This is a genomic window from Mycobacterium sp., from assembly GCF_050701675.1.
Taxonomy (GTDB): Bacteria; Actinomycetota; Actinomycetes; order Mycobacteriales; family Mycobacteriaceae; genus Mycobacterium.
In genome coordinates this window covers 1-17,121 of sequence record NZ_JBOGDD010000689.1, presented here as the reverse complement: position 1 = coordinate 17,121, position 17,121 = coordinate 1, and the positions used below count along the sequence as shown (strand labels likewise).

Below are 17,121 nucleotides of genomic sequence, written 5' to 3'. Positions count from 1 at the left end.
ACGACTGGGCCCGAGTCGTTGCCGAGACTCTCTCCGAGTTCGGCGCGATCCACGGTCTCGTGAACAATGCGGGTATCTCGTCTACCCCCGGCGTCGAGCAGTGCACCGCCCACAAGTGGGCCCAGGTGATCGCCGTCAACCAGACCAGCGTTGTCCTCGGCATGAAGGCCGTAGCCCCGTCACTACGTGCGGCGGGAGGCGGCTCGATCGTCAACGTGTCGTCGGTGTGGGCTCATTCCGGAGGAGAAGGGACCAGCATCGGGTATGTGGCGACCAAGTCCGCCGTGCTCGGAATGACGAAGGCTGCGGCGCTCGAGTTCGCAGTAGCCGGAATACGCGTGAACTCGATCTCGCCGGGATACATCGACCATCTCATGCGCGGGTCGCTGGGTAATCCCGCTGCCGACGGCATTCCGCTCGGACGTCTCGCCGCGATCGACGAGATGTCGGGTGCGGTTGCCTTCCTCCTGTCTGCCGACGCGTCGTACATCACCGGTATCGACATCCTCATCGACGGTGGAATGAACCTGGGTTAGATCCCTCGGGGGACACGATTCACCTCGTTGCTATTTTTCGATAGTCATGGATGCTTTGCAAGCAAAAGGGGAATGGATTAGTACCCCAACTCTCGGCTACTCGCCGACTGGTCTGCCCTGACTCGGGTGCCGCAACAACATCCGCGCGCAGTCGGTCGGTGATCCGGCGTCGTACACGGGGTGGGGAGACGGCCGATCTTGCCGCGGAACTGGCTGCGGCGCCCCCGCACTGACTACGGATGGTTTTGCCGTCGTCACGGGGGTTGCGGTAATGCGAGACTGGCACGGTGAACCATGTTCTGCGAGCAAGCGTTCTGGGAGATCTACCGATGCGGGATTTCATTGTCTCGCCTGGCTTCGCTGGCCTAGTGGCGCTGCTCGCGGCGATCATCGCTTCGGGTGCGGTGCTTTACGGGATCCGAAGAGCCGGAAAACGGGCCCAGCAGCAGCTTGAGCAGCGGGAACGCGATCTAGAACAGAGTCGTGGCGATGCAGCGAATGCGTTGGCGGTGGCGCGCTGCTGGGAGCGGTGGCAGTGGGTGGTGGAAACCGCAGGGATAGAGCCTGCGGTCAGCGAGGGCGCCACCCTGGGTCTTGGGCCTGCGGTGACCCTGGAGCTGCTGGGTGGGCTGCTCCGTGATGCCGAGCAGCTCGGCGACGGCACGCTCGCCAAGGCCGTAGCGGTTTACCAAGAGCAGCTCCTGCTGGTGCTGGCACAGCAGGGCGGTCCCGTTTCTGAACTCGGGGTCGCCAAGACGACGCGGCTGCCAGTCGCCAAGCTCGACGACAAGCCGGCGTCGTCGACGCACCGGAAGCCCGACACCGCGACGCCAACGACGGCGGGTGAAACGCCTTCCGCCACGGTGAAAGAGGGCGGGGGAGGGCGGCGGCGCCGATGACAACCACGCGGCAACACATTGAGGACCTCGACGTCGACGGGTGGGCGGCGTTGACCCGACGCGCGGCGGTGGACGCCGTCGCGGCCGCTGAGCGGTTGGGGATCGAGCCACGGGCCGAATCGGTCGCATTGGCCGGGATGAGTGAGCGTGAACTCGTCGAACACCGCACACGCAACGGGCCACCCGTGCCACGCCGGTCGCTGGCGATGCAGCTCGTCGAGGCCGACCATCTGCGCCGGGTGGCCGAGGAGCAGACCCGTGAGGCGCATCAGGGCAGGTTGGACGCCGAAGCCGCGGCGTCGCTAGCTCGGGGTGAAGCCGGGGAATCCGCGCGCGCTGCTGCGGCGGCGAGTGAGCGGGTCCGCGCGGTGGAGGCCGAGGCCGCGCGCAAGGATGTCGAACGGGCTGCGGAACGGGCGGCCGATCAAGAGGCGATGCAGCAGGTGCAAGCCGAGCTCGAGCGGGTCCGCGCCGGTGCTGCGGCCGCGGCGGCGGCGGCGGAGGAGAAGTTTCGGGCTGCCGAGGCACGCGCCGTCGAGCGGAGCACCGAACGGACGACCGAGCGGGCAGCCGGGGAGAAGACCGCGCAGCAGCTGCAGGCCGAGATCGCGCGGGTGCGCGCCGGTGCTGCGGCCGAGGTGGCGGCGGCCGAGGAGAAGGTTCGGGCCGCCGAGGTACGTGCGGAACAGCGGAGTACCGAACGGACGACGGAGCGGGCGACGGGGGAGGAAGCCGTACAGCGGGTGCGCCTCGAGCTTGAAAAGGTGCGCTCGGACACCTCCGCCGCGGTGGCAACGGCGCGTGCGAAGGCGAGCGGTGACGTCGCTGCCGCGCAGGAGGCCGCAGATGCCGAGATCGCCCACTGGCGGGCCCACGCCGCGGACATGGAGCGATGGGCGCGGGCCGAGGTGTCGACCCAACTGTTGACGATTCCCATTCCGCCGTTGGAGGTGCGGCCCCGAATCGCGTCCGCCGAAAGTACGGTCGACGCGCTGTACCAGATCGATTACGTGCTGGAGGTCGGACTGGCTGAGGAGGTGGAGTCGCACTTCGTGCCCGACCTCGAGTTCACGCGCAACCTCACGTGGAAGGTGCAGCAGCAGGCCAAGGACCTATCCGGCGAGTTGGCGAATCTGTCCACGCGGTACGCCGACCCATCCCAGGCGGCGGTCACCGCTGCCTACGCCGAGGCCGCGGCTGACGCCTATCGCGCGATCGTGCAGCGCATAGACACCGCCCTCGAGCGGCTGGGAAGCCGCTTCGACAGCCCAGCTGCCGAGATCATCGCGGCGGTCACCGCGATGCTCGCCGACCTTCGGGCGCAAGGTCTTTACTAGCGAGCCCTACCCGACGAGAACGACCAGCTTGTGGTGCGTGAACTCGCGGACGGCGTACGGAATGCCTTCGCGACCCTGCCCGGAATCCTTGACCCCGCCGTAGGGCATGTTTTCGGTACGGAAGTTGGGGGCGTCGTTGACGATCGCCTGACCGGACTCGACCCCTCGGCTGAACCGCATCGCCGTCGCCACGTTGGACGTGAACACCGATGCGTTGAGGCCGTACGGCACCGCATTGATCTGCTCGAGCGCCTGCTCGACACCGTCGACGGGAAGTACGGAAACGACCGGGCCGAACACCTCGCTGCACACCAGACGGGCGCTCGGTGCGACGCCGGTTACGACGGTCGGCCGCAGGACGGGCCCGTCGGTAGCACCCCCGGCTCTCACGGTTGCACCCGCACGCTGTGCATCCCCGAGCCATTCGAGCACCCGCTCGGTGGCGGCCGGTGTGATCAGCGGTCCGATCTCGGTCGCTTCGTCAGCGGGATTCCCGGCGATCATGGCGTCCGCAGCGCGAGCGAGCCCGGCCACGACGGCGTCGAATACGGGCGCCTCCACATAGAGCCGCTGCAGCGACAGGCAGACCTGGCCGGCGAACCCGAAAGCCGACTTGGCCGCCGCGGCGACAGCCGCCGAGACATCCGCATCGGCGGCGACGTACATCGCGGTCGCCGAACCGAGTTCCATGGTGTGGTGTTTCTTCGGCGAGGCCGCCTTGAGCTGCCACCCAATCCGCGACGATCCGGTGAACGTGATCGCGGCGACGCGGTCATCTCCGGTGAGCACGCTGACCACCGTCGCCGGGTCGCCGGTCACCACGTTCAAGAACCCCGAGGGCAACCCGGCCTCGGTCATGAGCTCGGCGAGCAGGCCTGCAGTGAAAGGGGTCTTCTCCGAAGGCTTCAACACGACGGCGCATCCCGCTGCGATGGCCGGCGCAACCTTGTGGGCCACGGTGTTGAGCGGAAAGTTGAACGGGGTGATCGCGGCGATCACGCCGAGCGGCTGCGGGATCGTGAAGGCTACGTGCCCGGCGCCTGGTGCGCTGCCGTCGACCGGCACCGCCTCGGCGGGCATGCTGCGGGCTTCGTCCGCGGCGTAGTCGAATACCTCCGCGCCTCGCGCCGCCTCGACGCGGGCAAGTTGGATGGGTTTGCCCGCCTCGCGGGAGATGCTCTGCGCGAACTCTTCTGACCGCTCGCGCAGTAGTGCGGCGGTGGCACGGAGCACGGCGGCGCGCTGATGCGGCGCCAACCCCCGGGCCAGTGCAGCGCTGGCCGAGGCGATCGCGAGGGTGACCTGGTCGGCCGTCGCAGCCGAAGTGTGGCCGACTATCGAGTCGTCCCACGGAGACGTGACCGCGATGGACCCCTCTCCAACGACCCAGTGGCCATCGATGTACAACTGCTGTTCGCGGGCAGCGGATTTGGTGGACAAGTCAGTCAGTGTGGGTGCCATTGGTGTTGTCCTTTCAAGCGACTGTGGCTAGTGCGGAAACTGCGGAAATGACCGCGGCGGTGACCTCGTCGGTTGACGCGGTGCCGCCGAGGTCGGGTGTGGAGATCCCGTCGGCGAGGACGCTTCGGAACGCCGCCTTGAGCTCTGCTGCGGCGGAGGTGTGGCCGAGGTGATCGAGCATCATTGCTCCGGCCCAGATCTGACCGATCGGATTCGCGACGCCCTCACCGGCGATGTCCGGTGCGGAGCCGTGCACCGGCTCGAACATCGAGGGGTGGCGCCGCTCGGGGTTGAGGTTGGCGCTGGGTGCGACGCCGATCGAGCCGACGGCCGCAGCAGCGAGGTCGGAGAGGATGTCGCCGAACAGGTTTGATGCGACGATGACGTCGAAACGCTCGGGGTGCATGACGAGCTTCGCGGCGAGGGCGTCGATGAGCACAGGCGTCAGCGTGATCAGTGGGTAGTCACGCATGACGTCGGACACCACCTCGTCCCAGAACGGCATCGTGTGAATGATGCCGTTGGACTTGGTCGCCGACGTGAGTGCACGGCCGCGGGTCATCGACAGGTCGGCGGCGTACCGGGTGACGCGGTCGACACCGCGGCGGGTGAAGACGGCCTGCTGATAGGCGCTTTCCTCGGGCTGTCCCGAGTAGATGCGGCCGCCGATCGACGAGTACTCGCCCTCGGCGTTCTCGCGCACGATGACGAGGTCGATGTCCGCGTCGTTCCGCAGGAACGACCTGACACCTGGGAGGGTCTCGATGGGCCGCAGATTGATGTACTGATCGAACGAACGGCGGATGGGGATGAGTAGGCCCCAGAGCGTTTCGACGTCGGGTACGTCGGGGTGGCCGACCGCACCGAGGAAGATCGCGTCGTAGGACCGAAGCCGATCGATTGCGTCACTGGGCATCATCCGGCCGTGCTTGAAGTAATGCTCGGTGCCCCAACCGGTTTCCTCCCAATCGAAGGAGATGCCGTGCCGGGCGCCTACGGTGTCGAGCACGCGGATCGCCGCGGGGGTGACCTCGAGGCCGATGCCGTCTCCGGCGATCACGGCGATGCGGTGGTGGGAGCTGGTGGGTTCGTCGTTCGTCATGAGTGTCCTGTCGGTTCGGGCTCGCTGTCGTGCACCGGCACGGTGACGACGTCGATGCCGGCGTCCTCGACCATGCGGCGGTGCTCATCGCTGATCCGCTCGTCCGTGACGAGCCGGGAGATGCGATCGAGGGCGCACACACGGATGCGCGAGCTGATGGTGAATTTTGTTGAATCGGTGACGAGTACGACCTCGTCGGCCACGTCGACCAACGTCCGCTTGGTCGCCGCGTCGTAGTCGTTGCCGCAGAACACGCCGCGCGCGTCGATCGATGTCGCGGCAAGAAAGTACGTGTCGATGCGGAGGTTTCGGATGGACTCGATCGTGGTTGGTCCCTCGAAGGAGAGGGAGGTGCGCACTAGGTTGCCGCCGAGCCCGGTGAGCTCGACGTTGTCGTGGTTGATGAGGGCTGCCATCACGGGCAGTGACTGCGAAACGACGTGCACGGAAGAATGGCGCGTAAGCGACTCGACCATGCGAAGCGTCGTGGTTCCTGAGTCCAGCGCGATCGTCGCGTCGGCCACGACGAACTCGGCAGCGCGCGCCGCGATTGCCTCCTTGAGTGTGGGGTTGCGGGCATTCCGCGCACGATGGTCGATCCCGAGGGATTGCGCGGCAGGCACGGCGCTGATACCGCCGTGCACGATACGAAGGGACGCGTCGCTGCTTGCGAGCTTCGACACGTCCCTTCGCACCGTCATCTCAGAGACATCGAAGTAGACGGCGAGTTCCGCTGTCGTACAGAAGCCCTCGTCGAGGATCATTGCCCGCATCCGCGCCCTGCGCTGCGGCGCTGACACGTACCGGAACTCCTCGGAGCTGTCCGTCTCGGCCATGTGTCTGGTACCTCCGTGCCGTTCTTTCGTGATCTCTGGCGGGTGATGCGCGTCAGCGGTCGTGCCGCGCGCCTCGCACGATATCGATGAGGTTCTCCAATCGCCCGCGACTCAGGCTCTCGAGCGCACCATGCGGGTCATCACTGGCTGCGGCGTCCGCCCAGATCGCCCGTCCCGCAAGGAAGCCGCTGGCCCCGCCGGTGACGGCGTGACGAACCGCTTCGGCGAAGTCGGCCGCCTCGACCCCGTTGGAGAGCACCACCCAGGGCATCGGTAGCGCCTGCGTGACGCGGCCGGCGTATTCCTCAACCCGGTCGAGCTGGCCCGGCTGGTAGCCGGGGACTTCGGCCTTGTAGACGTCGGGGCCAAAGGCCGCAAGCTCTTTGGCGGCGGCGAGCACGGCCTCGCCATGTGATTCGACGTCGGGGTAACGGTCGCCGTCGTCGGTGCGCACGATGCCCTCGAGCAACGACACGACTCCGGCGCTGCGAGCGAGTTCAACGAACTTGGCGACCTCCGTCGCACGGAACTCGACGTCGACGTTGGGCTTCCAGATCATCAGCAGCTTCAGCGCCGAGGCGCCGAGTTCGTGAATCCGCTCGGCAGTGAGCGAAGGGTCGACGCGCGAGCGAAGGACGAACTGTCCGGGTGGCTGCTCGAACACGTCCGCCGAGAGGATGAGCGGCGTGGTGCTGGGCAGCGCGGCGATCGCTTCGTCACCGAGCTCCGAGTCGAGCAGGACTGCGGAGGCAATGTCGGACATGACCGAGATCGCCGTCTTCTTGAAGGCGCGGATGTCGTTGTCCGAGATCGTCGACTCGTCTCGCCCTGCCGCGAGAATGGTGCGCAGCGAACCCCGTTGATCGAGGGCGAGCATGGTCATCGCGCCATCCTTGCCGAGCACCTCGACCGCACTGGCCCGTTCCGTGTTCGTCGTCATGCTGATGTGCTCCTTCGATCAAATGCGCCGGACGGTCCGGCGTGATTGGCTCGCACGGCGTCGGCCGCGTCGATGTAGGTGGTGAGTTCCTGGAGGTGCGGGATGGCAGATTGGCCGTCGAGCGCTCGACATGACAGCGCAGCGGCGGCGTTCGCCCAGACCGCCGCAGTCTCAAGGTCCGTGCCATGAACCAGGGCGGCAACGAGGGCGCCGTGGAAGACGTCACCGGCCCCCAGCGTGCTGACCGGGTCCACCGCGAACGCGGCGACCGACGAGAAGCGCCCGTCGTACAGCACGAAGCACCCGTGTGGGCCGTCGGTGACGACGACGTCGCCGGCACCGGCTGCGACCGCGGCCTGCATCGACCCGCGGAGGTCAGATGCCGGGAACCGGGCCATGATCTGCGCGCGCGTCGGCACATACAGGTCGAACTCGCGCAGGTCGGTGGCGTCGACATGGATGCCGGCATCGACGCTGACCCGACTGCCGACGCGGGAACGCAGCGCACCTGCCGTCGAGTTGTGTCCCTCGGCGTCGAGGTGAATCCATGCCGGCCGGGAGGCGATGGCCCGCGCAGCATCCACGCGGTGGGCCGGCACGGTGATGATCGTGCGGGTTGCCGAGGCACCCATCGCGACGTTGACGCTTTGCGGGGTGGCGAGGTCGCGGTCGCGCACGACGAATCGGGTGTCGACGCCCTGTTCCTCCATCCGCTCGAGGAGGAAGCGCCCGGGGAGGTCGTCACCGATGACAGTGCACAGCGCCACTCGAACGCCGAGCCGCGCCATGGCCGCCGCTGACGTGTTGGCGTTGCCGCCGGGTGCGTTGACGATGCGGTCGGTGACGATCCGCTCGTCCTCGACCGGCTGGTGATCAACCCATGCAAGCGTGTCGTACTTCGCCGAGCCGATGCAGACGACGTCGATGTCAGACACCCACGACCTCCCCGCAGGTGGCCTTGGCGCGGATGCGGTCGGCGGCGGCGAGCACATCGAGCGTCGCGCGGTGCGGCAGCAGCGGGTGCTCGAGTCTTCCGTCGGCAAGGGCCGTGCCGACCGCCGCCACCTCGCACTCGAACCCATTGGGCAGTCGGCCGTCGAACGATTCGCCCACCCCGTCGCGGCGCGTGAGCCGCCATGCGGATGGCCGATGAAATGGGCCATCGATCACGATGATTCCGTCGGTTCCGGTTATCCGTGCGTCACCGGGCAGATCCTCATCGAGCGAGACCGAGTGCGATGAACATCCGCGTTCGTGTACCAGCGACGCGTCGACGCGCGTGTCGACCCCGCCGCGGGAACGACGGTGACTGCCGACTTCGGTGGCCGCGGTGACCGCGCCGAGCAGATGCACCGCCAGGGACAGCGTGTACACGCCGAGGTCCGCGAGCGCGCCGCCGCCGAGGGCAGGATCGAGCAGCCGCGGAATGAGCGTTTCGCCGAACTGAGCCTTGCCGCTCTCGGCCCACACCTCTTCGACTTCGCCGAGCAGACCGCGTTCGACGGCGTCGTGCAGGGCGATGCTGTGCGGTAGGAACCGCGTCCACATTCCCTCCATTGCGAATACGCCACGGGCACCGGCCGCGTCGAAGATACGTCGGCCGTCCGACTCGCTCATGGCGAGTGGCTTCTCGACGACGACGTGCTTGCCCGCCGCGATCGCAGCCAGCGCGTGCTCGACGTGCAGCGTGTTGGGTGTCGCGACGTACACGACGTCGACCGAGTCGTCGTCGAGAAGTGCGGCGTAGTCACGGTGCACCCTCGGGACGGCCCAGCGGTCGGCGAACACGTCGCCACGTCGGGGGTCGCGGGACGCTAAGGCCGTGATCGTCGACCGGGTGTGGGTTTTCAGGCCCGCGGCGAATCGGCCGGCCACCCAGCCCGGGCCGAGGATGCCCCAGCGTGCGCCAGGTGCCGCCGCCGGGTCGTCGGCGTCAAATCGGATACTCATGTCCCCGTCCCGATTCAGTGAAGGACGCCGAGGCGCTCGAAGTGGTCGTAGATCCGCGCCGCGTACTCGCCGAACTCGGGCGAGTCGCCAAGGGCGAGTGGACGGGGGCGGGGCAGGTCGATCGTGATCTCGTCGACGATCGTCCCGGGCGAGGGACCCATGACGATGACGCGGTCGGAAAGTCCAACGGCCTCCTCGACGCTGTGGGTGATGAAGAGGACGGTCGGCCGCTTACCCATCCACAGCTCCTCGAGGTCCTTGCGGACCTGGAGCCGAGTGAGCGCATCGAGCGCTCCGAACGGCTCGTCCATCATCAGCAGCGGCGGATCGTGTACCAGTGTCCGAGCGAGTGAAACCCGCTGGCGCATACCGCCGGAGAGTTGATTCGGGTACTTGTGCCGGGCTTTCTCGAGGCCGAGGCTGCGGAACAGCTCAGCCGCTCTGGCCTTTATCGGACCCATGTCGCGTTTCCGCACGATCCCCTGCAACAGCACGTTGTCCTCTGCGGTGCGGAAGTCGAGCAGCAGGTGGTCCTGAAAGGCGATGCCGACCTCCGTGAGCGGGCCACTGAGCGGCTTCCCGTCGACCGAGATGCGGCCGGTTGACGCGTTGAGGAGACCCGCAACCATCAGCATCAAAGTGCTCTTACCGCAGCCACTCGGTCCGACGACGGAAACGAACTCGCCGGGGGCGATGTCGAGGCTGACCGGATTGAGGGCGCGGAACTCCTTCTCGGTGCCTTGCGCGAAGACCTTTTCGACGTTGTCGATCCGGATGCCGACACCGCTGGTAGTGGAGGCCGAGATTCGGGGCGCCGTGGTTCTGGTCATGGATGTCACCTCTGCTGGTGGTCGCGGGTCCGGGTCAGGAGATCGGGCAGGCACGAAGCTCGGACTCCTTCGGCACGTAATCAAGCGAGTAGTAATCCGTCGCCGGTTTGTCCGTGGGCAGCGTGCCGATCGCGGCGAGATTCTCGACGGTCGTCGCCCACTGCTCGGGGCTCGCCTTGCCGATGAACTTGGCGCCGTTCGCGCACATGAGTACCTCGGTTGCATCCAGCTGGCCCTGGCCGAGTTCGGCGGTGGCGTCGGGGAATACCTTGCTCATGGCGGCGAGCGCCGCGTCGTTGTCGTCGATGGCGGCAGACCAGCCCTTGAGGCTCGCGCTGACGAAGGCGCGCACGGCCTCCGGGTTCTTCGCGAGGAAGGAGTCGGACGCGATGATGGAGGTCGACACGGTCGCGGCACCATGATCCGAGAACGGGAAGTCGACGGTGTCGGCGCCCTGCTGCTTCAGCTGGACCCCGAAGTTGTCGATCGAACCGAGAATGACGTCGACCTGGCCTTGCAGCAGGGAGGCGACCATCGATTCGGCCGGCATGTTCACCTCGTCGATGTCACTGGCGGTCAAGCCGATTGATTTGAGCACCAGCGGGAACATCGCCGCTTGCGAATACCCGTTGGGGACCGCGACCTTCTTGCCCTTGATCTGGTCGATCGAAGTGATGCCGGACTTGGCCAGCGCGGTCACCTGATTCGGATTGCTCTGCAGGATGGTGGAGACGACGGTGATCTTGGCGCCGTCCTTGACGAGCCCCATGACCGCTGCGGAGTCGGCGTAGGCGATGTCGATCTGCCCCGCGGCGACGAGTTGCGCGGTATTCGCCGAGCCGTTGCCGGGCTCGATCTTGACGTCGAGCCCAGCATCCTTGTAATAGCCGTTCACCAGTGCGAGCTCGAAACCGGAGTTATAGCCCGCGGCTGGGGAATTCAGCTGAAAAGTGACGGGGGTGAGACCTTCGGAGGCCGAGGAGCCAGAGTCGTTGGCATCACCGCCGCCACATCCGGAGAGAACGAAGACGAGGACCGCGGCGAGTCCGGCGAGTACGAGCTTCCACAGCGTTGTGGTGGCATGTTTCATCTGACGTCCCTTGCTTTCAATGGGTGGATGGATGCGGAATCGGAGCTGCCTGCGATGTCAGTCGAGGGTGCGCGACCGTTGCCAGGGGGTCATGACCCACTCGACGAACTCGACGAGGTAGTTCAGCGCGAGGCCGATGACGGTGAGCACGAACAGGATGGCGAACACCAGCGTCGTGTCGAGGTTTGAGGTGCCCTGCAGCAGCAGGTAGCCGAGTCCCTGGTTCGCGCCGACGAATTCGGCGACGATCGCGGCGGTCGCGGCAATCGTGGCGGAGGTCTTGAGCCCGCTGAAGATGACGGGCAGCGCCGAGGGGAACCGCAGGAAGCGGAAGGTCTGCCAGATGGTCGCACCCATCGACCGGGTCAGGTAGAGGTAGCGCTGGTCGAGGATCTGGAATCCCGAAATGCTCGCTAGCAGTAGGGGGAAGAAGGTCATCATCACAGTCAGCAGGACCTTGGACTCCATGCCGAAGCCAACCCAGATGATGAAGAGTGGCGCGATCGCGATCTTCGGCACTAGCTGAATGAAGACCAGAACCGGGTACACCATGCGGCGGGCCACACTCGAGAGAGCTACCAGCAGGCCAAGGGGTATCGCGGTGGCCACGGTGAGCCCGAACCCCAGGAAGATCTCCTGCAGCGTGATTATGCCGTTGCGCCAAAGAGATTCGCTTGAGGAGAAGATGCGGGCGACGACCTCGCCCGGTCCCGGGAGCAGATACTTGGGGATCTCGAAGATCCGCACGGAAAGATCCCAGATCAGGATGATGGCCGCGAACGAGAGCACCGGCAGGATTCCGCCGAGGACCGCACGGAGTTTCCGCCGGGTCTGCGCGACGGGCGCCGTGGCAGCGGGTGACGCGGCGGTGGCCCGTCGGTCCTTTTGCATCGTCATCAGTACTCCCATGTACGTCTGGTGATGTACGCAACATTTCTTGGCGATCATGACGATAGTCACAGTAGATGTGAAAATTCAAGCATTGATGTGAGAAAACGAACATTCTTTTCGGTGATGTCCTGCCGCTCCATGGATCGGCGTGCGCTGCGTTAGCGGCACCGCCCCGGCGGCAGCCAGACGGGATCCGTCCGTCGGACGGCGCTTAAACCGGTCTACTGAAGCCCGCGTCGGCACACTGCGCGGTGGGCTGCAGCAGGACCGGCAACCATGTTCTGTCGGCCCACGGGAAGTGGCTCAATCCAGGCCTGTGTGCGTCGTGTTCAAGCCAGTCGGCTCGTGATCAATGACCGTGAGCGGGCGCGGCCTGCAACTCCGGGGCGGCCGCGGCGAGCAGTGCGGCTCGGTCGCCGGTGAGCGGGGGATAGATGCGTTCACCGTTGATCACCCGCTTGGTCGACTTGGCCGCTGCGCCGCTGCTGACGACCCTGCGGTCCCAGCCCTCCGTGTACACCGCACCGGCCGGCCCGAGGTCGAGAACGGTGACGTACCAAGGGATTCGCAGTGACAGCATGGGGGCGCCAAGCAAGTCGCTGATCACGTTGTAGCCCGCATAGCGGCCCATCGGCCGACCGTGCTGACACGACATCACCGATACGTGTTCGTCGTCCATCCTCGCCGCTGCCACATCGCCTGCGGCGAACACACCGGCAAGACCCCCAACTCTCAGGTAGTCGTCAACGGGTAGCCGACCCAGTTTGTCGCACGGTATCCCGAACTGCGCCGTCAAAGGGTTCGCCCGCATTCCGGCGCACCACACCACCGTTGCCGCAGGCAAGACGTCCCCGGACGACAGCGTCACGCTTCGCTCGTCAACGGCGGTGACGCCCACGCCGGTGATGGTTTCGACCTTGTTCTCGGCCAACGCGTCCTCGATGACCGGCCGAGCCGACTGACCCATGTCCGAACCCACGTGCGGGTTGCGGTCGACGAGGATCACCCGCGGTGTGACTCCGGCCCCAAGCGCGTTCGACAGCATCTTCGGCAGCTCACTGGCGATCTCGATTCCGGTGAGGCCGGCCCCGACGATGACCGCCGTCGCGGTCGCGGCATCCGGCGTGCGTTCGGCGAGACCGCGGATGTGCGCCTGCAGCCTCGTCGCGCCGTCGTAGGTGTCCACGTCGTAACCGAACTCGGTGAGCCCGGGAAGGTCCGGCTTGACCACGCTGCTGCCCAGCGCCAGTACGAGGCGGTCATAGCCAAGGGTTGCGCCGTCAGCCGTGCTCACCGTCGCGGCCGCGGCGTCGATTCCGGTGACGTCAGAAGTGACGTGCCCGACGCCGGCCGGATCGAGTAAGTCCTGCAACGGGATTCGGCACGGGCTGAGATCGGCCTCGTAGTTGCGGACCCGAATGTCGTGGAACGGTTGCGAACTGACGACGGTGACGTCGACCGCGCCTTGGGGAACGCCGAGCTCGTCCAGCCGCCGGGCGGCGCCCAAGGCGGCCCACAGCCCGGCGAAGCCAGATCCGAGAACGAGAACACGCGTCGTGGGCGGCATCGCCACATCGTCTCGCAGCGCCGATTCGCAGACAAGAGCGCCACGCACCGGCGTGCGGCGCCGCGACGCCGATGGACCTGTGATGCAGAGCGGTTCACGCTCGCACTGTTGCGTGTGTCACGCCTGCCGTTCTATGGTAGTACCACAGTTTGGTACTCCCTGGGAGAAGAGGCAGACACATGAACGACCCGTCGGCGTGGCCGAGTTTCTCGATCGCCTCCGTCGAAGCGGACGCCTCGACGGAAGCGCGCTCATGACGCCCGAGATGGAGTCATGGGGTTGGCCTCCGCGCTATGACGCCTCGTACCGGCCGCCGGCGGAGCAGGAGTATTGGTTTCCCGTCCGAGAGACGATGGATCCCCAGCAGCGTGACGAGAAGATCCTCGAACGAATCCAGCAACTGATGGGCTACGCCTGGGAGCATGCGCCGTTCTACCGCCGCAAGTGGTCGGAGGCGGGTCTGGAGCCCGGGGACATCACCTCGCTGGAGGCTTTCGAGACGGTGCCGGTGGTCAAGAAGGAGGAGCTGCGCGCCGATCAGGCCGAGCACGAGCCGTACGGCAGCTACCTGTGCATCGATCCCATCGACGTCACGCACATCAAGGGCACGTCCGGCACGACGGGTAGGCCCACCGCGTTCGGCATTAGCCAGAACGACTGGGTGGCGGTCGCCAATGCTCACGCCCGGGTGATGTGGGGGATGGGGATCCGGCCGTCGGATGTCGTATTCATCGGCTCGCCACTGACGCAGTACTGGGGTTCCTGGGGCGCATACAGCGGTGCGGAACGCCTTGGCGCCGCCGTGTTTCCGTTCGGCGCCGGATTCGCAGGACAGAGTCTCCGGACGCTGCAATGGATGCGGCAGATGTCGGCGACGGTCTTCTACGGCACCCCGTCCTATGCGCTCCGGCTGGCCGAGGTCGCCACCGAGAATGGTATCGAGCCACGGGATCTGGGCCTGCGCAAGATGTTCTTCTCTGGCGAGCCCGGCGCGAGCGTGCCGGCCATTCGCCAGCGGATCGTGGACGCCTGGGGCGTCGAGGTGTACGACTGCGGGAGCATGGGCGAAGTGGCGCCATGGATGCATCTCGGCGCCGGCGCGAACGAACCCGGTGTCTTCGCCTGGCAGGACCTGGTCTACACCGAGGTGTGCCACCCGGCGACCCTGCGCCGCGCGCCGTACGGCAGCGAGGGCACCCCGGTCTACACGACGTTGGAACGCACGTCGCAGCCGATGATCCGGCTGCTGTCCAATGATCTGACCAGCTGGGAAGCCCCCGATGCGGCCCGCGGCCGCACGTACCCGTTCCTGCCGAAGGGCATCTACGGCCGGATCGACGACATGTTCCAGATCCGCGGCGAGAACGTGCATCCGAACGCCATCGACGAGGTGGTGATGAGCGCCGAGGGATACGGCGGCGAGCACCGCATCATCATCTCGCGCGAGGCGGCCATGGACGAGTTGCTGGTCCAGGTCGAGTTCGATCTGGCCTTGGCGACGGTCAGCCAGGACGTGTGGGCCAAGAAGGTGGGTGATGACCTGCGCACCATTCTGGGGGTGGGCGCCAAGGTGGTGACCGTAGCGCCGTCGACGTTCGAGCGCACCGAGTTCAAGGCCCGCAGGGTCATCGACGATCGCAAGCTGTTCGAGTCCTTCGACCTGGCGGGATCGTCGGGGCGCGGCGCGTGACGGTTTGCCGATGAACCACGCCGTGGTCGGTACTGTGTAACCCGGATCGAATCCCGCGAGAGGGCAGAAGGGCACATGTGTCGGAGACAACGCCATCCGAGTGGAAGCCGCTGCCACGCATGCGCACGCACGAGCAGGTGGTCGCCGAGATAGAGCACCGCATCAACAGCGGGACGCTCAAGGCGGGCGATCGCCTGCCACCCGAGCGGCAGTTGGCAGAAGCCCTCGGGGTGAGCCGCGGGGCGGTGCGGGAGGCCCTTCGAATCCTCGAGGCCATCGGCGTCGTGGAGGCCGGAACGGGATCCGGCCCGACGTCGGGGTCGAGGATCGTCAAGGACACCACCGCGGGGATGGGCATGGTGTTGCGGATTCACCTGCAGCTGGCGTCGTTCACCCAGGACGATCTCATCGAGACCCGGCTGATGCTGGAACGGTTGGCGTGCCGCAAGGCTGCGGGAGCCGCCACCGCTGAGGAGTTGGAGCACCTGCGTTCGCTCGTCGGTGACATGCGAGGCACCCACACGACGGCCGGCTACAACGATCTCGACGCGGCATTTCACGTTGCCATCGCGCAGATGTCCGGTAACGGTCTCGCGGCCGCTCTGATGGCCGCCATGCGGGAAGCGTTGCGCCAAGCCATGGTCCGTGGTTTCGAGAATCTCGAGGATCCGGCGAGCACGATGGGGCACCTGACCAATGAGCACGAGGTGATTGTCGACGCGATTGCCGCCGGTGACGGCGATGCGGCGGCCGAACTGGTCGCCAGGCACATTCAGGGCTTCTACCACGCGCTCGGGTTCAGCAACCCCGATTGGGACCGCTGACCGCAACTCGAGTCAGCTTGCCGCCCAAGGAATTTAGTGATCAGGTAACGACCGTCGCGGGCTCTCCCGCCTTGCCTGGGAAGGTCAACGGGTAGGGCACGAAGCGCCCGCGCGCCGCATCCACGGACAGTTGCCTACCGATCGGCGGCGTCGCGCGCTGCGGACATTGCTGGCGATCACAGGTCCGGCACCCCGGTCCGATGGGTACGACGTCCGGATCCACCAGGTCGATGCCCTTGCTGTAGACCAGCCGGCTCGCCTGGCGGAGTTCACAACCAAGCCCGACGACGAAGGTCTTGGCCGCGGTACCGTACCCGCCGCGTCGATGGGACACGGTGCGTGCAAGCCACAGGTAGCGCTGCCCGTCCGGCATCTCCGCGATCTGGACGTCGACCCTCCCCGGCGAGGAGAACGCGTCGTACACGTTCCAGAGCGGGCAGGTGCCTCCGGTGTGCGAGAAGTGAAATCCGGTCGCGGACTGACGCTTCGAGATGTTGCCGGCCTTGTCGACGCGAACGAGGATGAACGGAACGCCCCTCATGCCGGGCCGCTGCAGCGTGCTCAGCCGGTGGGCGATCGTCTCGTAGCCGACGTCGAAGCGCTCGGCGAGTACCTCGACGTCGTAGCGAGACTTCTCCGCCGCGTTGTAGAACGTCGTGTACGGCAGGATCAACGCGCTGGCGAAGTGATGGGCCAGGCCGAGGCGGGCGAGGTCGTGAGTCGTCTGGTCCTCCCAGGTCTCGGCGTCGAGCACCTTGTCCAGCGTCGCCGAGGCGCCCAGTAGGGCGATCTGTGTGGCCATTCGAAATGCCTGCTGTCCGGCACGCAGATCCGCGGCGAGGGTCAGTACGCCTCTGGCGGCGTCGAAGGTGTACATATCCCCGTCGCGTTCCCGGCGCCCGGTAACGACCCGGATTCCATGGCGGCCCTCGAGGTGAGCTCGCAACTTCTGTGGCAGGTCGCCGCCGAGCTTGCCGATCTCGGCCGAGAGGTCTTCGGCCTCCCGGTCGACCGCGTCGACGTAGTTCTGATGACGGTAGAAGAAGTCCCGCACGTGCTCGTGGGGCATCGACGACGGCCCCTCGGAGCGCGAGTCGGTGAGCGCCTCCAGATGCACCATGGCATCGCGGTATCGCCGGTAGAGCCCGATGACGGCGTCGGCGACCTC

16 protein-coding genes are annotated in these 17,121 nt (G+C 66.5%); 5 read left to right on the top strand and 11 right to left on the bottom strand.

All coding sequences use genetic code 11. The annotated features are described in order from the left end of the window. The 3 genes from ACRDUX_RS21200 to ACRDUX_RS21190 form a co-directional block, all read left to right on the top strand. Positions 1 to 536: SDR family NAD(P)-dependent oxidoreductase (locus ACRDUX_RS21200; protein ID WP_526416184.1), on the top strand; the 536-nt coding region annotated here is incomplete at its 5' end. A gap of 329 nt (positions 537 to 865) precedes the next feature. Then, a complete protein-coding gene (locus ACRDUX_RS21195; RefSeq protein ID WP_526416182.1) occupies positions 866 to 1,435 on the top strand; it encodes a hypothetical protein in 570 nt (189 codons plus the stop codon). Then, complete coding sequence (locus ACRDUX_RS21190; protein ID WP_526416180.1) at positions 1,432 to 2,772, top strand: hypothetical protein; 1,341 nt, start codon at positions 1,432 to 1,434, stop codon at positions 2,770 to 2,772. The genes ACRDUX_RS21195 and ACRDUX_RS21190 overlap by 4 nt, the downstream gene beginning before the upstream one ends. A gap of 6 nt (positions 2,773 to 2,778) precedes the next feature. On the opposite strand, the gene ACRDUX_RS21185 is transcribed toward ACRDUX_RS21190, so the two are convergent. The 10 genes from ACRDUX_RS21185 to ACRDUX_RS21140 form a co-directional block, all read right to left on the bottom strand. Then, a complete protein-coding gene (locus ACRDUX_RS21185) occupies positions 2,779 to 4,233 on the bottom strand; it encodes an aldehyde dehydrogenase family protein (RefSeq protein WP_526416178.1) in 1,455 nt (484 codons plus the stop codon). A gap of 13 nt (positions 4,234 to 4,246) precedes the next feature. Continuing rightward, entirely contained in the window at positions 4,247 to 5,335 is a 1,089-nt protein-coding gene (locus tag ACRDUX_RS21180; protein ID WP_526416176.1) for a tartrate dehydrogenase, read from the bottom strand. Continuing rightward, entirely contained in the window at positions 5,332 to 6,171 is an 840-nt protein-coding gene (locus tag ACRDUX_RS21175; RefSeq protein ID WP_526416174.1) for a DeoR/GlpR family DNA-binding transcription regulator, read from the bottom strand. The genes ACRDUX_RS21180 and ACRDUX_RS21175 overlap by 4 nt, the downstream gene beginning before the upstream one ends. Positions 6,172 to 6,223: 52 nt before the next feature. Then, complete coding sequence (locus tag ACRDUX_RS21170) at positions 6,224 to 7,111, bottom strand: hypothetical protein (RefSeq protein WP_526416172.1); 888 nt, start codon at positions 7,109 to 7,111, stop codon at positions 6,224 to 6,226. After that, positions 7,108 to 8,046 (bottom strand): carbohydrate kinase family protein, encoded by a 939-nt coding sequence (locus tag ACRDUX_RS21165; protein ID WP_526416170.1) that lies wholly within the window; start codon positions 8,044 to 8,046, stop codon positions 7,108 to 7,110. The genes ACRDUX_RS21170 and ACRDUX_RS21165 overlap by 4 nt, the downstream gene beginning before the upstream one ends. After that, the gene (locus ACRDUX_RS21160; RefSeq protein ID WP_526416168.1) at positions 8,039 to 9,061 is read right to left on the bottom strand and encodes a Gfo/Idh/MocA family protein; all 1,023 of its coding nucleotides are present in this window, start codon (positions 9,059 to 9,061) and stop codon (positions 8,039 to 8,041) included. Before ACRDUX_RS21160 ends, ACRDUX_RS21165 begins: the two co-directional genes overlap by 8 nt. Positions 9,062 to 9,075: 14 nt before the next feature. Then, positions 9,076 to 9,891 carry an ABC transporter ATP-binding protein gene (locus ACRDUX_RS21155; RefSeq protein ID WP_526416166.1) on the bottom strand — a complete coding sequence of 272 codons (816 nt, stop codon included), beginning with the start codon at positions 9,889 to 9,891 and terminating at the stop codon, positions 9,076 to 9,078. A gap of 34 nt (positions 9,892 to 9,925) precedes the next feature. Beyond that, positions 9,926 to 10,981 carry an ABC transporter substrate-binding protein gene (locus tag ACRDUX_RS21150; RefSeq protein WP_526416164.1) on the bottom strand — a complete coding sequence of 352 codons (1,056 nt, stop codon included), beginning with the start codon at positions 10,979 to 10,981 and terminating at the stop codon, positions 9,926 to 9,928. A gap of 57 nt (positions 10,982 to 11,038) precedes the next feature. Then, positions 11,039 to 11,878, bottom strand: a complete 840-nt coding sequence (locus ACRDUX_RS21145; protein WP_526416162.1) for an ABC transporter permease — start codon at positions 11,876 to 11,878, stop codon at positions 11,039 to 11,041. A gap of 343 nt (positions 11,879 to 12,221) precedes the next feature. Further along, positions 12,222 to 13,439 (bottom strand): NAD(P)/FAD-dependent oxidoreductase, encoded by a 1,218-nt coding sequence (locus ACRDUX_RS21140; RefSeq protein ID WP_526416160.1) that lies wholly within the window; start codon positions 13,437 to 13,439, stop codon positions 12,222 to 12,224. A gap of 253 nt (positions 13,440 to 13,692) precedes the next feature. Between ACRDUX_RS21140 and ACRDUX_RS21135 the strand changes: the two genes are divergently transcribed. Together ACRDUX_RS21135 and ACRDUX_RS21130 are read left to right on the top strand one after the other, a co-directional pair. After that, positions 13,693 to 15,129 carry a phenylacetate--CoA ligase family protein gene (locus ACRDUX_RS21135; protein ID WP_526416158.1) on the top strand — a complete coding sequence of 479 codons (1,437 nt, stop codon included), beginning with the start codon at positions 13,693 to 13,695 and terminating at the stop codon, positions 15,127 to 15,129. A 119-nt stretch (positions 15,130 to 15,248) separates the two neighbouring features. Then, positions 15,249 to 15,953 (top strand): FadR/GntR family transcriptional regulator, encoded by a 705-nt coding sequence (locus ACRDUX_RS21130; protein WP_526416156.1) that lies wholly within the window; start codon positions 15,249 to 15,251, stop codon positions 15,951 to 15,953. Between the two features lie 40 nt (positions 15,954 to 15,993). On the opposite strand, the gene ACRDUX_RS21125 is transcribed toward ACRDUX_RS21130, so the two are convergent. Further along, positions 15,994 to 17,121 (bottom strand): short-chain fatty acyl-CoA regulator family protein (locus ACRDUX_RS21125; RefSeq protein ID WP_526416154.1); only part of this gene is annotated, 1,128 nt, incomplete at its 5' end.

Excerpts from the sequence above, each read along its gene's own strand:
- ACRDUX_RS21195 (WP_526416182.1), top strand. The coding sequence starts at position 866 with ATGCGGGATTTCATTGTCTCGCCTGGCTTCGCTGGCCTAGTGGCGCTG.
- ACRDUX_RS21190 (WP_526416180.1), top strand. The coding sequence starts at position 1,432 with ATGACAACCACGCGGCAACACATTGAGGACCTCGACGTCGACGGGTGG.
- ACRDUX_RS21185 (WP_526416178.1), bottom strand. The coding sequence starts at position 4,233 with ATGGCACCCACACTGACTGACTTGTCCACCAAATCCGCTGCCCGCGAA.
- ACRDUX_RS21180 (WP_526416176.1), bottom strand. The coding sequence starts at position 5,335 with ATGACGAACGACGAACCCACCAGCTCCCACCACCGCATCGCCGTGATC.
- ACRDUX_RS21175 (WP_526416174.1), bottom strand. The coding sequence starts at position 6,171 with ATGGCCGAGACGGACAGCTCCGAGGAGTTCCGGTACGTGTCAGCGCCG.
- ACRDUX_RS21170 (WP_526416172.1), bottom strand. The coding sequence starts at position 7,111 with ATGACGACGAACACGGAACGGGCCAGTGCGGTCGAGGTGCTCGGCAAG.
- ACRDUX_RS21160 (WP_526416168.1), bottom strand. The coding sequence starts at position 9,061 with ATGAGTATCCGATTTGACGCCGACGACCCGGCGGCGGCACCTGGCGCA.
- ACRDUX_RS21155 (WP_526416166.1), bottom strand. The coding sequence starts at position 9,891 with ATGACCAGAACCACGGCGCCCCGAATCTCGGCCTCCACTACCAGCGGT.
- ACRDUX_RS21150 (WP_526416164.1), bottom strand. The coding sequence starts at position 10,981 with ATGAAACATGCCACCACAACGCTGTGGAAGCTCGTACTCGCCGGACTC.
- ACRDUX_RS21145 (WP_526416162.1), bottom strand. The coding sequence starts at position 11,878 with ATGACGATGCAAAAGGACCGACGGGCCACCGCCGCGTCACCCGCTGCC.
- ACRDUX_RS21140 (WP_526416160.1), bottom strand. The coding sequence starts at position 13,439 with ATGCCGCCCACGACGCGTGTTCTCGTTCTCGGATCTGGCTTCGCCGGG.
- ACRDUX_RS21135 (WP_526416158.1), top strand. The coding sequence starts at position 13,693 with ATGACGCCCGAGATGGAGTCATGGGGTTGGCCTCCGCGCTATGACGCC.
- ACRDUX_RS21130 (WP_526416156.1), top strand. The coding sequence starts at position 15,249 with ATGCGCACGCACGAGCAGGTGGTCGCCGAGATAGAGCACCGCATCAAC.